The sequence below is a fragment of the Corynebacterium canis genome (assembly GCF_030408595.1).
GTDB classification, from domain to species: Bacteria; Actinomycetota; Actinomycetes; order Mycobacteriales; family Mycobacteriaceae; genus Corynebacterium; species Corynebacterium canis.
The window spans coordinates 1,360,458-1,374,623 of the sequence record NZ_CP047080.1; the positions used below are offsets into that span (position 1 = coordinate 1,360,458).

Annotated in this window: 12 protein-coding genes; 6 read left to right on the forward strand and 6 right to left on the reverse strand. The window is 60.1% G+C overall.

Features of this window, described 5'->3' with window-relative positions; all coding sequences use genetic code 11:
* Nucleotides 1-308 precede the first annotated feature (308 nt).
* Genes CCANI_RS05960 through CCANI_RS05975 form a run of 4 tightly spaced genes read right to left on the reverse strand, consistent with a single transcriptional unit; the run spans nucleotide 309 to nucleotide 4,198 of the window.
* Nucleotides 309-1,112 carry an ABC transporter ATP-binding protein gene (locus CCANI_RS05960; RefSeq protein WP_146323378.1) on the reverse strand — a complete coding sequence of 268 codons (804 nt, stop codon included), beginning with the start codon at nucleotides 1,110-1,112 and terminating at the stop codon, nucleotides 309-311.
* A gap of 15 nt (nucleotides 1,113-1,127) precedes the next feature.
* Nucleotides 1,128-2,135, reverse strand: coding sequence for a FecCD family ABC transporter permease (locus CCANI_RS05965; protein WP_146323379.1), 1,008 nt, complete (start codon nucleotides 2,133-2,135; stop codon nucleotides 1,128-1,130).
* Nucleotides 2,132-3,133, reverse strand: coding sequence for a FecCD family ABC transporter permease (locus CCANI_RS05970; RefSeq protein ID WP_146323380.1), 1,002 nt, complete (start codon nucleotides 3,131-3,133; stop codon nucleotides 2,132-2,134). Before CCANI_RS05970 ends, CCANI_RS05965 begins: the two co-directional genes overlap by 4 nt.
* Nucleotides 3,134-3,142: 9 nt before the next feature.
* On the reverse strand, nucleotides 3,143-4,198 hold the full coding sequence (locus tag CCANI_RS05975) for an iron-siderophore ABC transporter substrate-binding protein (protein ID WP_246118154.1): 1,056 nt from the start codon (nucleotides 4,196-4,198) through the stop codon (nucleotides 3,143-3,145).
* A 179-nt stretch (nucleotides 4,199-4,377) separates the two neighbouring features.
* Between CCANI_RS05975 and CCANI_RS05980 the strand changes: the two genes are divergently transcribed.
* The 5 genes from CCANI_RS05980 (at nucleotide 4,378) to CCANI_RS06000 (ending at nucleotide 11,281) form a co-directional block, all read left to right on the forward strand.
* Complete coding sequence (locus tag CCANI_RS05980; protein ID WP_146323381.1) at nucleotides 4,378-6,237, forward strand: DUF294 nucleotidyltransferase-like domain-containing protein; 1,860 nt, start codon at nucleotides 4,378-4,380, stop codon at nucleotides 6,235-6,237.
* Complete coding sequence (locus CCANI_RS05985; RefSeq protein WP_146323382.1) at nucleotides 6,237-6,890, forward strand: exonuclease domain-containing protein; 654 nt, start codon at nucleotides 6,237-6,239, stop codon at nucleotides 6,888-6,890. Before CCANI_RS05980 ends, CCANI_RS05985 begins: the two co-directional genes overlap by 1 nt.
* 38 nt (nucleotides 6,891-6,928) lie before the next feature.
* Nucleotides 6,929-7,726, forward strand: a complete 798-nt coding sequence (locus CCANI_RS05990; RefSeq protein WP_146323383.1) for a fumarylacetoacetate hydrolase family protein — start codon at nucleotides 6,929-6,931, stop codon at nucleotides 7,724-7,726.
* A 1,561-nt stretch (nucleotides 7,727-9,287) separates the two neighbouring features.
* Complete coding sequence (locus CCANI_RS05995) at nucleotides 9,288-10,268, forward strand: CPBP family intramembrane glutamic endopeptidase (protein WP_146323384.1); 981 nt, start codon at nucleotides 9,288-9,290, stop codon at nucleotides 10,266-10,268.
* A gap of 86 nt (nucleotides 10,269-10,354) precedes the next feature.
* Nucleotides 10,355-11,281 (forward strand): CPBP family intramembrane glutamic endopeptidase, encoded by a 927-nt coding sequence (locus tag CCANI_RS06000; protein ID WP_146323385.1) that lies wholly within the window; start codon nucleotides 10,355-10,357, stop codon nucleotides 11,279-11,281.
* 62 nt (nucleotides 11,282-11,343) lie between these two features.
* Here CCANI_RS06000 and CCANI_RS06005 read toward each other — a convergent pair whose 3' ends face one another.
* Complete coding sequence (locus CCANI_RS06005) at nucleotides 11,344-12,123, reverse strand: MerR family transcriptional regulator (RefSeq protein WP_146323386.1); 780 nt, start codon at nucleotides 12,121-12,123, stop codon at nucleotides 11,344-11,346.
* Between the two features lie 307 nt (nucleotides 12,124-12,430).
* On the opposite strand from CCANI_RS06005, the gene CCANI_RS06010 reads away from it, so the two are divergent.
* A complete protein-coding gene (locus CCANI_RS06010; RefSeq protein ID WP_146323387.1) occupies nucleotides 12,431-12,994 on the forward strand; it encodes a hypothetical protein in 564 nt (187 codons plus the stop codon).
* On the opposite strand, the gene CCANI_RS06015 is transcribed toward CCANI_RS06010, so the two are convergent.
* Nucleotides 12,983-14,086, reverse strand: a complete 1,104-nt coding sequence (locus CCANI_RS06015) for an isochorismate synthase (RefSeq protein ID WP_146323388.1) — start codon at nucleotides 14,084-14,086, stop codon at nucleotides 12,983-12,985. The two genes, CCANI_RS06010 and CCANI_RS06015, sit on opposite strands and share 12 nt — an antisense overlap.
* Nucleotides 14,087-14,166 lie beyond the last annotated feature (80 nt).

Here is a 14,166-nt window from a genome sequence, read left to right on the forward strand (position 1 = left end):
GAAGAAATTTTCTCTTGAAACCTCCTTTAAAATCCCTGCTTATTGGGCCAATGAATCCATACCTTTATCAAAGCGTTATCTTGCCGTAGTGCGGCGGCATCGCCGCGAGAAACGTTCCCAGTCACGCTCGGCATTCGAAGTATTTTTCGGGCCTACACTACACTTTAAGCAGCGCTGGAAATAGGTTCGATTGTTTTTCCAGCGGACAGAGTTTGCTTAAATTTTATCGCGAACGCTGTCATCGCAATCACAGAAAACGCGTTCGCCTTGGGGAGGTCTCAGCTCGCCGTAACCTTGGCCGAACCCCGTCACGGGTTGACGTGGTGCCTGCCCTTTGGCATCACCATGGGCGCGCCCGAAACGGGGTCCGGCATGATGTGAGATTCGATCCCGAACACGTCCTTCACGGCGGCGGTGGTGATTACCTCCGCGGGCGCGCCGGTGGCGTAGATGGAACCGGAAACCATGGCGATAAGCTGCTGCGAATAGCGTGCGGCGAGGTTGAGGTCGTGCAGCACCATCACGATGGTGGTGCCCCGCTCGGCGTTGATTTCCGTGAGCAGATCGAGCACCTCCAGCTGGTTGGCCACGTCGAGGAAGGTGGTGGGCTCGTCCAAGAGCAGGATATCCGTGCGTTGCGCGAGCGCCATGGCGATCCATACGCGTTGCCGTTGCCCGCCGGAAAGCTCATCGATACTACGTTCGGCGAGGTCCAGGATTCCGGTGGCGGCCAGGGATTCATTGACTATCTCATAATCCTGCTTCGACCACCTGCCAAACAGCCCTTGGTGCGGGGTCCGCCCGCGCCCCACGAGGTCCGCCACGGCGATCCCGTCCGGCGCCAGCGGGTTCTGCGGCAGTAGTCCAAGTGTTCGGGCGAGTTGTTTGGCGGGGTAGCTAGCTAGGGGTTTTTCGTCCAGCAGCACCTGTCCGCTCTGCGGGGCAAGCAGGCGGGAAAGCGCACGTAGCAGGGTGGATTTGCCGCACCCATTGGGGCCCACAATGGAGGTGATCGCCCCCGGGGTGATGCGCACGGACAGGTCTTTTGCGATAGTGCGTTCGCCGTACCCAAGGGTGATGTCCGCGGCGCGAAGTTGGTGTGTGAGTGTCACGGTGATGGAGTCTTTCTAACGGCTGGTCCGGACCAAAAGGAAAATCAAATACGGGGCGCCGAGCACACCCGTGATCACGCCCACGGGGTAGCGCGTACCGAACAGGTATTGGCCAGCGAGGTCGGCGGTCAGGGTAAGCAGCGCGCCGACGAGCGCCGTCGGTATGATCAGCGGGGCGCTCGGCCCGACGATCCGCATGGTGATCGGCCCGGCCATAAACGCCACGAACGCGATCGGTCCGCACGCCGCCGTGGCCACCGCGATCAGCGTCACCGCCGCGATTATCGCCGTGATGCGCACGAATTGCACGCGTACCCCGAGCCCATTGGCTAGGTCGTCGCCGAGGCGCAGCAGGTTAAGTTGGTGGCTGAGCAGCCCCAGCAAGGGTACGAGCACCAGTACGATTATGCTCGTTGGCACCGCCCGTTCCCAGGTCGCACTGTTGAGCGAACCTGTGAGCCATCGCGTGGCTGTCGGCAGGTCCCACGCCGCCGCGCGCGAGAGCGAGTACGTGACCACCGCGTTGAGCATGGCGGCCACCCCGATGCCAATAAGGATCAGCCGCGTCCCAGTAAAACCGCCGTGCAGCGAAAGCAGATACACCGCGCCCGCCACCGCCAGCGACGCCACCAGGGAGATTATCGACGTCGCGGTCTGCGTGTAGTGGAAAAACACCACCGCCACCACTCCCGCGGCGCTCGCCCCAGACGAGATTCCGATAATGTCCGGCGACGCCAATTGATTTCGCAACATTGTTTGAAAAGTGATGCCGGAGACGCCGAATGCCGCGCCCGCCACCACCGCTAATGTGGCGCGGGGCAACCGGACTTCGCCGACGCTAAACGACGCCCCGGGTACCGTGTTTCCGGCCATCACCGCCGTGACTTCGCTGAAGCTATACCAGGTTTCGCCCAGCATCAGGGCGGTGAAATATAGGCCGATAACCAGTGCGCCGAGGACCGCCGTAATGGTGGTGAGGCGGATGCGGCGGCGGCGTCGATAAGCGATGAGTTGGGTGCTCATAATTCACGCACCTTGTGTCGTCGCACAATCCAGATAAATACCGGCGCCCCAATGAGCGGCATAATGATGCCCACGGCGACCTCGCTGGGGCGGGTGATTACGCGGCCGAGCGTGTCCGCAGCGAGCAGGAGGATGGCGCCGGACAGGGCGCTGATCGGCAGCAGCCATCGATGATCTGTTCCAACTAAGAGGCGGCATACGTGGGGGACGATCAGGCCCACAAAGCCGATCGGCCCAGCCAGGGAGGTGGCGGTGCCGCAGAGGATGACGGCGCCGAGGGAAGACAGCAAACGCGCGAGCGTGACATTGGTGCCGAGGCCGGTGGCGACATCGTCGCCAAGCGCAAGCGTGTTCAATTTGCTGGCGCTCAGCAGGCAGATCGCGCCGCCGACGATCAGGAGGGGAGCGGCGAGGGCGATGGGTGTCCACTCCGCGCCGCTCACGCCGCCGATCTGCCAGAAACGATACGTGTCCATCACGCGCGCACGCGGCAGAATAATCGCACTAATCAGCGAACTGATGGCGGCGGTGGTGGCGGCACCGGCGAGCGCAAGCTTCAATGGGGTGGCCCCGCCGCGCCCCAGCGAGCCGATCGCATACACCGCCACGGCCGCGATCGCCGAACCGCAGATGGCCACGATCATCGTGGGAATCGGGTGCGTCAACCCGAAAAACGCCAGGCCAATCACCACGGCCAGGGCGGCGCCGGAAAGCACGCCGAAGATTCCGGGATCCGCAAGCGGGTTTCTGGTGATCGCCTGCATGGTGGTCCCGGCGATGGCCAGCGACGCCCCGATAATCATGGCGAGCACGGTGCGCGGGATGCGGGTGGCGGCCGCGGATTGGTCGGTATTGCTCATATGTCCGAGCACCGCCAGCATCGCATCTTCGAACGGGATGGAGCGCACGCCGAACGCGATGGAGGCGACGATCGCCAACACCAAGGCAATCAGCAGCGCCACGACGGCGACCATCCGCCGGGGGAGAAGAGAGTGCATCGGTGCGACTTATCCGGCCGCTTTGCTCACAATTTCGAAGTACTTATCCACGCCCCAGATCAGGCCGGCGGGGGAGCCGCCAGCCGCCGCGGCCACCGGCCCTTCGCCAAGGAACGCCACATGGCCGTCCCGGATCGCGGGAATCTTGCTGAGCAGCGGGTCCGCCTGCATGTCCTTCAGGGTCTTTTCGTTGGTGGCGGCGTCGTTGGAACCGTAGGAGATAATAACGTCCACATCTTCGAACGCCTCCGGTTGTTCGGCGGAGCGCTCTACCCAGAAGCTATCGGATTTCGGCGTTTCCTCCTCCACGATCTTGGGCACGCCGAGGCCGATGGTTTTCAGCAGCCCGGCGCGCGGGTCGTCGAGCGTGTAGAAGCCAATCTTGGACTTATCGTCCTGCGAGCCGAAGGAAGAGAACATGACCTTCTTATCCTTCAGGTTCGGGTATTTGTCTAGGGCCGCGGCGACCGCGTCGTCGACCTGCTTTTGGAATTCCGCCGCCTTGTCTTCCATGCCTATGCCGATGGCGTTGAGCTTGATTATTTCGCTGGTCGTGGTGGTCCACGCCTTGTTTGGATAGGCCACCACGGGGGCGATCTTGGAGAGCTTATCGTAGTCTTCCTGACTCAGCCCGGAGTAGGCGGCAAGGATCACGTCCGGCTTCGTATCGGCGACTTGTTCGAAGGGAATGGCGTCGGTTTCATCGAAGAGTACAGGCGTTTCCCCGCCGAGCTCCTTGATCTTTTCCTCGTCCCAGGGAAGGATGCCGTCGTTATTATCGTCGCCCCACGTCACCTTGGAAATGCCCACCGGCATCACGCCGAACGCGAGGGGTATCTCGTGGTTGGACCATCCGAGGGTGGCGATGCGCTCCGGCTTCTTTTCAATCTTCGTTTCCCCCAACGCATGTTTGATTGTAATGGGGTATTCGGCATTGCTTTCGGCGGAGCTGGCCGCCTCAGAGCTGGTGCCGGAGGTGGTGGTTTGTTCGCTCGAACAGGCGGGCAGCGCCAGCATCAGCGCGGCGGCCGTGGCGGCAATGGACATACGCATAATTCGGCGCATCAATATCCTCCAAAAGTTGTAGCGTAGTGAACTACGTAAGTGCTACGAGCCTAAGCTAAATTCGGTATTTCAGGCAAATGTTTTAATAGCCAATCTTTGCTAACTTGTCGCGCGACGCGTGCCCCCAATAACATCAAAGCCCTTTATGTGGGGCTGGTCACCCTGTATCGTTTGCCTGTATGAGCATCGAACTAGATGAGGTCCGTGAATTCCTCGCGGCGAGCGCCCCCTACGCGCAGCTTCCCGAAGACGTTCTTGACCGCCTGCCTGCGCAAATGACTATGAAGTATTTCCGCCGCGGGGATACGATTATCGCCGCCGGCGATACCAACGATTTCACCTATGTGATCCGCTCTGGGGCCGTTGATGTCCTCGATTCGGAGGGGGTATTGCTGGACCGACGTGATGCGGGCCGTTCTTTTGGTTACTCCACCCTCATGGGGGATGAGACCTGCCGCTACACCATGGTCGCCGTTGAGGACACGCTGGCATTGCTAGTGCCGCGCGAGGTATTCGTGCCATTGGCGCAGGAGCATCCGGAGCTGGCCCGCTTTTTCTCCGGCCAGTCCGCACGTATTAGCGCCGCCGCAAGTAGCCTGCGCCAGCAATCCTCGTCCGATGTGCTGCGCACCCGGCTGCGCGAATTTATGATCACCACCCCAGCGACTGTCGCACCCACGGCAACGATCCAGGAAGCCGCCGCGTTTATGCAGGCCAAGAACGTTTCCTCGCTGCTGATCACCGGTGCCGACGACGCCCTAGAGGGCATTGTTACCGACCGTGACCTCCGCGGACGCGTGGTCGCTGGTGCCATGGATGTGACCTTGCCCGTGACCGCCATTATGACCGCGAACCCCCGGGCCGTGGCCAGCGATACCTTGGCGTTCGAGGCGATGCTGATCATGGCCGAGATGGGCATTCACCACCTTCCGGTCGTGGACGCGGGCAAGCTGGTGGGCATTGTCGCCTCCGCCGATATCATGCGCCTGCTGCGCCACGATCCCATCTATCTGACGGCGGATCTGGCTCGCCGCACCACCCCGCAAGAACTCAAACAGGTTTACGAATCCGCTCATGATGTGGCGGTCCGCTTTATCGAGCGCGGCGCCTCCCCAGAAGAGGTGACCAACCTGCTGACCGTCGCCGCGGACGCCCTAGCCCGCCGCCTGATCACCCTGGCGGAATCTGAGCTCGGCCCGGCGCCGGTGCCCTATAGCTTCGTCGTGCTCGGTTCCCAAGGCCGCCGCGGCATGGGCTTGGCCTCCGACCAGGACAACGCCCTCGTGCTTTCCGACGCCTATAACGAAGCCGAACACGGTGCCTATTTCGCCGAACTTTCCGAACGCGTATGCAAGGGCCTCGACGCGGCCGGGCAGGTGCTGTGCCCCGGTGATATGATGGCCAGCAACCCGGAATGGCGCATGACCGTTTCCCAATGGAACCACGCCTTCCACACCTGGATCACCGCCCCCGAACCCGACGCCCTGCTTCACGCACAAGTGTTCTTTGATATGCGCGGCATCTACGGCGATACCCAGCTCGCGGATCAGGTGGTTCGCCTCGCGGTGCAGACCGCCCGCAATGCCAGCCGCTTGCACGCGCACCTGGCCACGCTGGCCGCCCGCCGCGAACCTCCGCTCGGATTCTTCCGCGGGCTCGTGGTGGATCGCAGCGGCGAATACGCAAATACGCTCGATGTGAAAAAGGGCGGCACCGCAGCCATTGTGCAAATGGCACGCCTGTTCGCTCTCGCCTCCGGGGTGCACGCCGTGGGCACCCGCGAACGGCTGACCCAAGCCGCCGGCCACGGGGCCGTTTCCGCACGTGGCGCGGAGGATTTGCGGGATGCGTTCGACTTCCTGAACACCATCGCCCTCCAACAGCAGGCCAACCAGGTCCGCCGCGGCGAACGCCCGAACTACCACATCGACCCCAAGGTATTAGGCAAACTCGATCGCGAACACTTGCGCGACGCGTTCCAGATCATTAAGAGCATGCAAAGCGCGCTGGCCACCAAATACCCCGTGAGGAACATCTAGTGTTCGGGTTTTCCGCCCGCGCACGGGCAGGCCGCAAGGCCCACGGGGCACTCGCCACCTTTTACGCCACCTCGCCGCCGAAACCTTCGACCAATATTTCGGAGCTGCCGTTGCTCGCCGTCGACGTGGAAACCACCGGTTTGCACCCCGATAAGCACGAATTGCTGTCCATCGGCTGGGTGCCAATCGACAATGGCGAGATCCAACTCGGCAAGGCCAATCACCGAGTATTGCGCGGCAGCGAGGTCGGCGATTCCGCGGTAATCCATCACCTCACCGACGACGATATCGAAAGTGGTGTCGACGCCAAAGAAGCCGTCGCAGACCTTCTCGACGCGCTGCAGGGCCGCGTGATGCTCGCCCATTGGGCCGCCATGGAAACGGGGTTTTTGTCGGCCGCCTGCCGCCTGCACTTTGGCGCGGACCTGGTGGTGCCGGTCGTCGATACGTTCGCTTTGGAGCGGCGCCACATGGAACGTATGGGCACCTACCCCCGCGGCGAAGATTTACGCTTGCCGCGCATCCGGCAACGCTACGGTTTGCCCACCTATCGCAGCCACAACGCGCTTATCGACGCCCTCGCCTGCGCTGAACTTTACCTCGCACTCATTGCCTCCTTCCGGGGGAATACCCTCAAATCTCTGCAGGTGTAATGCAAAATAAAGACACACCTGTGTGTAGGATATGCCACATGCGTTTTGGACGAATTGCCCACCCTGAGGGAATGTGCTTCTGCGTCATCGAGGGCGATGACACAGCTATCAAATGTCGAGAAATTGCAGGTACTCCGTTTACGGAACCCGAATACACGGGCCGCGAATGGGCGTTAGAAGACGTGCGTCTGCTAGCCCCGACGCTCCCCAGCAAAATTGTGGCAATCGGGCGTAATTACGCAGACCATGTTGCGGAAGTGTTTAAAAAGAGCGCCGAATCACTACCCCCGACGCTCTTCTTGAAACCCGCCACGGCGGTGATCGGTCCCGGCGCCGCGATCAAGATTCCGGAGTTTGCCACCAATGTGGAATTCGAAGGCGAATTAGCACTGGTGATCGGAAAGCCGTGCAAGAATGTGAAGGCCGAAGACTGGAAATCCGTGGTCCTCGGCTTCACCATTATCAACGACGTCTCCTCCCGCGACCTGCAATTCTCCGACGGCCAATGGGCGCGCGCGAAAGGTATTGACACGTTCGCGCCGTTGGGCCCCTGGATCGAGACCGACCTAGAGTGCATCGACACCACAAACTTGCCGATCAAGGCGCACCTTACCCACAATGGGGTCACCGAAACCAAGCAGGACTCCAACTCGAACCAGATGATCATGAATATCGGCGAGATCATCGAATTCATCACCGCCTCCATGACCTTGCTGCCCGGTGATGTGGTTTCCACAGGTTCCCCCGCCGGCACCGAGGCCATGCACCCCGGCGACTTTATCGAGGTGGAGATCCCCGGCATCGGGCGTCTTGGCAACCCGGTCGAACGCGCCTAGCTAGCGCTTTTGAGGGTGTATGTGCGCGGCGTGGCGGTGGGGCGCGGCGCACATTGCCCTGTCAGTCGGTCAGCCTGTCAGCCGGCCCGCAGCGATAGGTTGTGTGCTACGCATGAAGTTTTTTACACACGAAACCCGGATTCTGTGTAATTTTCATCATCCTGGGCCGCCTAGGGCCGCCGCCGCGATATGTTTTACACAGATTTCGGGATTTTGATGTAAAAAATATCGGTAGACACCGTTCAACTCTGAGCGCGGAAATGGGTCGCGCGCAACCGACCGCATCAAAATGGCGCCCGAAATGAACTTTGGCCATGGTCCAACAAGGGTAGCGAGTTTCAGGGCCGCAGAATGGCTGCTACGACGGGTTGCGTCGAGAGTGCAAAATTTATGTGTACATAACTATTATTGGGCTCAGGAGTGAGGCTTTGGGATTGGGTATCGACAGCCCTCGGTTCACCAGAATGTTGCCACAGCTAACTGTTAGGATGGGGAGAACCACACGGCAGTTATTAATTTATCGCATTTGCTCTGATTTGCCTTCGGCTGCTGTGTTGGCTGCGGGAAATCGCGTGCATATCGCGTCGACTTGAGGTGTATTGCGGCAGGGTGCCTGTGGAAGTGGCATAGCGAGGCGATTTGTGGGTGTTTGGCGGCCAATGGAGATAGGTTGTGCGCCCCGCATGAAATTTTTTACACACGAAACCCGGATTCTGTGTAATTTTCATCATCCGGGGCCGCCTGGGGCCGCAGCCGCGATATGTTTTACACAGATTTCGGGATTTTGATGTAAAAAATATCGGTAGACACCGTTCAACTCGCAGCTTGACAATAGCTCGTGGGCAACCGACCGCATCAAAATGGCGCCCGAAATGAACTTTGGCCATGGTCCAACAAGGGTAGCGAGTTTCAGGGCCGCAGAATGGCTGCTACGACGGGACTTCTCAAATGCTCAAAATGTATGGTTTCACATGTGCTTCCGGGCGGAACCGACAACTCAGAAGTGTGGAACACATTCTGTTGCCATTGGGGAGCGGTGGTGGTGGGATGCTGGGCGAAAGCTATCGTCTGGCACTGTTGTGATATTGCATTGATAGCACGGGTTTTATTCACGGGGCTTATTTGAGTGAATAAGAACATCGCCCGCGCTGTGGCGCGTCACCACATATAGCGAAGCCTTTGGTAAAGGATTACATCTGATCGTCAAACAAAACCACCACTAAAGGTTTGATTGTTGGACGCTTTACTACGAGGGATTGCCGACCGGTAACTATCCTGCCTTGTCGAACATGCAGCCAGGCTGTACGACCAAGACATTATTGTTGAGGGCACCCTGTGTCCACCGTGGACTGCCAGGACCACCTAAGGAAATTACTCCGGTAACCACTACTAGGCAGGAATGAATATCCACCTGGCCTGCAATCACTACCACGAACTAGTATTTAAGATTATCAACAATAATCGGACTGTTCTGCTTCAAAAACGCCATGAATAAACCCCACTTTTTGGCTTTCGCAAGCGGTTATAGGTTTTGGTCATAGAATTTGATTAGTGTGGGGTTATGGGCGACTATATTCCTGCATTAAGGGCTGCTGACTCGCGTGCGATCGATTCGGTCGATCGGTCGCCGGAGGCGTTGGCGTCGATGTTTAAGTTGCGTCGTTTAGCTACACACCCGCTGATTATCTGGATCCTCGCTGCTTTCGTTGTGGCGATCGCGGCCGGTTTGAGTTTTTCGATTTCTTCTGTGGTTTTCCCTGGGGAGTGGCAGATGGAGCCGTGGAACGTGGGTTTGCGGGTGGTCTTGTTGATCTTCTGTGTGGCAATTGCATTCGCCTATGTTGGTGTGGCGCTGATTGAGGGGCGGAAACCCGTGGAGATTATGCGCAAACCTGTTCGATTTTTTGGGGCTGGAATGGTGCTCGGGGCCACGTTGATGTGCGTTTCTGTTGGCGTCGTGTGGTTGCTTGGTGGTATCGAGTTTTCGGGGGTGCGCAGCCATGTGGATTGGTGGTTCTTTATCTGGGTGATGGGATTGTACCCAGGGATTGCGGAAGAGGTACTGATGCGAGGCGTTCTTTATCGTTACCTTGAACAGATTTTCGGAACCTGGGCTGCCATCGCGGTTTCCGGAATGGTGTTCGGTCTGCTGCATTTGTCAAACAAAGATGCCTCACTGTGGGGTGCCGTTGCGATAGCCCTTGAGGCCGGCCTGTTATTTGGGGCGCTTTATGCGCTCTTTAGGTCGTTGTGGCTGGTTATCGGCCTGCACGCCACGTGGAACTGTGTGCAAGGCGGGGTGTTTGATGTCAATGTTTCCGGGGTTGGCGAGTTTGAAGGGATTTTTATCTCGAACCCAGCAGGCAACGAACTGATCAGCGGCGGAGTGTTTGGGATCGAAGCTAGCGTGGTCACGGTAGTGCTTTGTTCCGTGGTCACCGTGTGGGCGATAGTTCAGATTGTGCGCCGCGGGGTGGTGGTTCCCCCACTTTGGGGCCAGCAGCGCGCCGCGAGGCAATTGGAGAAAGCCCCCGCACAATAGCGCCTGGTTGCGCACAACTTAAAACCGCAGGTAATGAGGGGTTTTGGCGTTATGATTGTGGCCATATTGTTCCCTACCATGATGGTATGAAAGCGCCTACCCTCCCCACGTTGCGTAACACTGATGGCCGGCCCATGGACTCGGTAGAACGCACACCCGAAACGCTTGCCGGGATGCGCACGTGGAGATGGCAGATCACCCACCCCGCGGTCATCTGGTTGCCGGCCCTGATACTGATCTATCTGTGCATGGCCCTAGCCACCGGCGCGCTCGGCCTGGCCACCTACTTCGTTTCGGAGGATGTGCCGGTCATGCTGCTTATGGTGGCCGGGGTGCGCATCGCCACGATCGTGGGTTATGGGCTTATCGTGTGGCTGGAACGCCGACGACCGTTCGAGTTGCGCAGGCCGATCTGCATGTCCGCCCTCGGGCTGGTCATCGGCGCGGTATTGATGTGCCTGATCATTGGGTTAGTGTATGTGTTCGGGGGAATCAGGTTTACGGGGGTGCGGGAGGAATTGCCGTGGGCGATGCTGTTTATGGTGAGCATTGCGCCCGCCGTGGCCGATGAGATCCTAAACCGCGGCGTAATGTTCCGCTACCTCGAACAGATTTTTGGCACGTGGGCGGCCCTCGTGGTGTCCGCCATTATGTTCGGGGTGGCGCATTTGGCCAATCCGCGCGTCGGCGTGTGGGAATTCCTCGCGATCACCATCGAAGCCGGATTTTTGTTCGGATTGCTGTATATCCTGTTTCGCTCATTGTGGCTAGTCATCGGCGTGCATGTGGCCTGGAGCTTTGTGCGCGGACCGGTATTTGGCAGTGGGACCAGCAATGTCATGGGGCATGAAAGCTGGATGGTATCCGAACCCGTCGGCCATGCGCTGCTGAGCGGGGGCGCGGTGGGTGTTGAAGCCAGCGCGATAGCGACCCTGCTCAGCATCGCCGTGGTCCTGTGGTTGGTGCGTGAGGTGCGCAAAAGGGGCGCCGTGGCGCCGCCATTTTGGGCCTAGCGCCACACATAACTCCGGCCACACACGCCTAGCGCCAGCACACGCCTAGCGCCAGCACGCACCTAGCGCCACTGCGGGTGTTGCGGGTCCACACCGTGGGCTTCGGCGTTAGCGTCGATGATCGCGCGGAGCCATTCGGCGAGCCCGGGGTGGAGATTGTTGTAGTAGGCGGTGAACCTGGGGTCCTCGGTGTAGCCGCGGGCGATGAGCACGTGCTTTTCGTGGCTCATGTCGAACCACCGTGCGATGCTGGCATAGTGCTCTTCCGCAAGGGTATTCGCCTCGGCGGATCCGGGGGCGGCACCGCCCTGCATGCCCGCGACCAGCCGGCGTTCCAGCTCCGCGGTTTCTACGCGGACCTGATCCCAGTCGGCGGCGGACATTTGGGATTTGATCTTGGCGGATTGCTCCCATTCCGGGGTCCCACCCCAGCGTTCTTCGGCCTCCCGCTCGTATTCCGGGTTCCATAATGTGCCCACGAGCTGGGCTTGTTCTTCATTGCTGAGTTTGCGTGACATGGCGTCCTCCAAAAGGGTGTCAAGGGCGGAAATCATGGATTCCAGCCCGGCTTTACGGTGCAGCAGTACTTCGCGCTGACGGCGAAGGTGCGTGATGGAATCGGCAGTCGGGTCGTCGAGAAGCGCCTGAATCTCGCTGAGCGGGAAGCCCACGGCGCGGTAGGCAATCACTTGGCCAATACGTTCGATATCCTCGTCGGTGTACAGGCGGTAATCGTTCCAATCGCGGTAACTGGGGCAGGCGAGCCCAATATCGTCCCAATAGCGCAGAGTGCGCAATGTGAGGTTAAAGAGCTTTCCTACTTCGCCGATGCTGCGTTCCATGGCTTAAACCGTAAAACCCTTCCGTGACGTCAAGGCAAGGGCACATTTTAACCCCGGAAGTCGGCGGTATAAAGAAGAAGGAAATATCCGTCGTGGAAATAGGCAAGATTTACCTGAAAGAAATAACTGCGAATTGTATTGAACTCTGATCGTCCACCGCGCGAAAACGCCGCTTAAACTGCGTGAATGGGTGCGGGTAAACGCGGGGGAGTGCGGCGCGGCGGGCAAAAAGTGCTTGCTAAGGTAGCAGGAAATAAGTACCCTCAAATCATATTTGCTGCGATCTATTTGGCATTGGAGGAGCGGCGTGATGCTAGTCGGAGTGAAGTCCCAGGCGGGCGATAATCGGGGCCCTTGGGTCATCACCGCAGAAGAAAACGGCCGAATGTATGTTTTATTAGCGGATGGGGGCCAGCCGGAAGTATATAGCGACCGAAAAGAAGCGGAAACTCGCGCCCTTTTTATTAGCAGCGGGAAGATGGACCCGGAACCGCAGCCGGAGCCCGAGCCGGAACCGGAGCCGGTGCGCAAGGGTTGCTTCCTCACCACGGCCTGCGAGGTCGCCCTCGGCGAGCAATTCCGCGACGATGGCGTGGAGCTGGAGACCCTGCGCGCCCACCGCGATCGCCTGGCCGCCGCCGATGATCAGCTGCGCGACAAGGTTGCCGAATATTACCGCGCCGCGCCGCTCATCGTTTCGCGTATCGACGCCGCGCCAGACCCCCGCGCCGAGTACCTGGGGATTTACCGGGATCTGGTGCTTCCCACCAATGCGCTGCTGGCCGCCGGGCGCGATGCCGAGGCGGTGGCAACCTACTATGCGGGCTTCCGCCGGCTGGCGGAAAAACATCGGGTGCGCCTAGAGGCCTAGGGCGCGCATCATGGTGCGCAATTTGGCGTCGGTTTCGCGGAGCTCGGATTCGGGGTTTGAGTGGTTCACGAGCCCGCCGCCGGCCCAGGCGCGGGCGTGCATCCCGTCGGTTTCGGCGCATCGGATGGCCACCATAAATTCCCCATTGCCCTCGGCGTCGCACCAGCCGACCGCGCCGGAATAGAACCCACGGTCGGTTTCCACTTGGAGTATCAGATCCTTGGCCAGTGGGGTGGGGGTGCCGCAGATCGCGGGCGTGGGGTGCACGCGCAGCGCCACATCCAGGGCAGTGGTGCGGGGGTCCTTGAGCGTGCCGCTGATCGGGGTGGCCAGGTGCCACATTTCGGCGGTGGAGGTGATTTCCGGGGTTTTGGGTACGGAAAGTTCGGTGCACAGCGGGCGCAGGGCCGCGGCGATATGGTCCACCACGAACTTGTGTTCGGCAAGGTCTTTGGCGCTGTCCTGCAAGTGCTTCGCGGTGCGGCGATCATCCTCGCGAATACCGCTGCGCGGCGCGGAACCCGCCAGCGGGTAGGTGCTCACTCGGTCGCCCACCCGCCGGATCAGCACCTCCGGCGAACTGCCCACCAGCCAGCGCCCCAAAAACCGGCCGCCCGCGGGGGATAGATCGGTGAAAAAACCATTGCGGTCCGGGGAGTAATCAATAAGCCGCGCGGCGATAAGCAGCGGATCCACCGGCTCCAGAAAGGAAATATCCACCGCGCGCGCCAGCACCACCTTATCCAACCGGGTGCGCCGGATGGTTTCCACCGCGGCGCGCACGCGTTCCTGGTGTTCGGTGCGCACGGGGTCGTCGCAAAGCAATTCGGCGTCGATGCGGCGTTCCAAACGGTAGTGCGCGGGCGGCTCCAAAGGCCCCTTTGTGCGCACGATATGCGCGGGCACATGCAACGCCGCCTTCTGCTCCAAATCGAACGGAATTGCGCCAACGATCATGGTGTGCGCGCCGCGCCGGAGGGCCTCCGCCGCCTCCCAAGGATCCGTGTACGTGGTAAGGCTTCCCTGGGTGCGAACAGACCCATGCGCTCGCGAGAGCAGAAAATCAGGCGCAGTCGACGGGCGAGAACACATGAGTGACCATCCTACGCGATGCCCAGCGGCGGCCACCCTTGCGCAGTTCGGCGGCACACCTACGCGGTAGACTCAAAAAC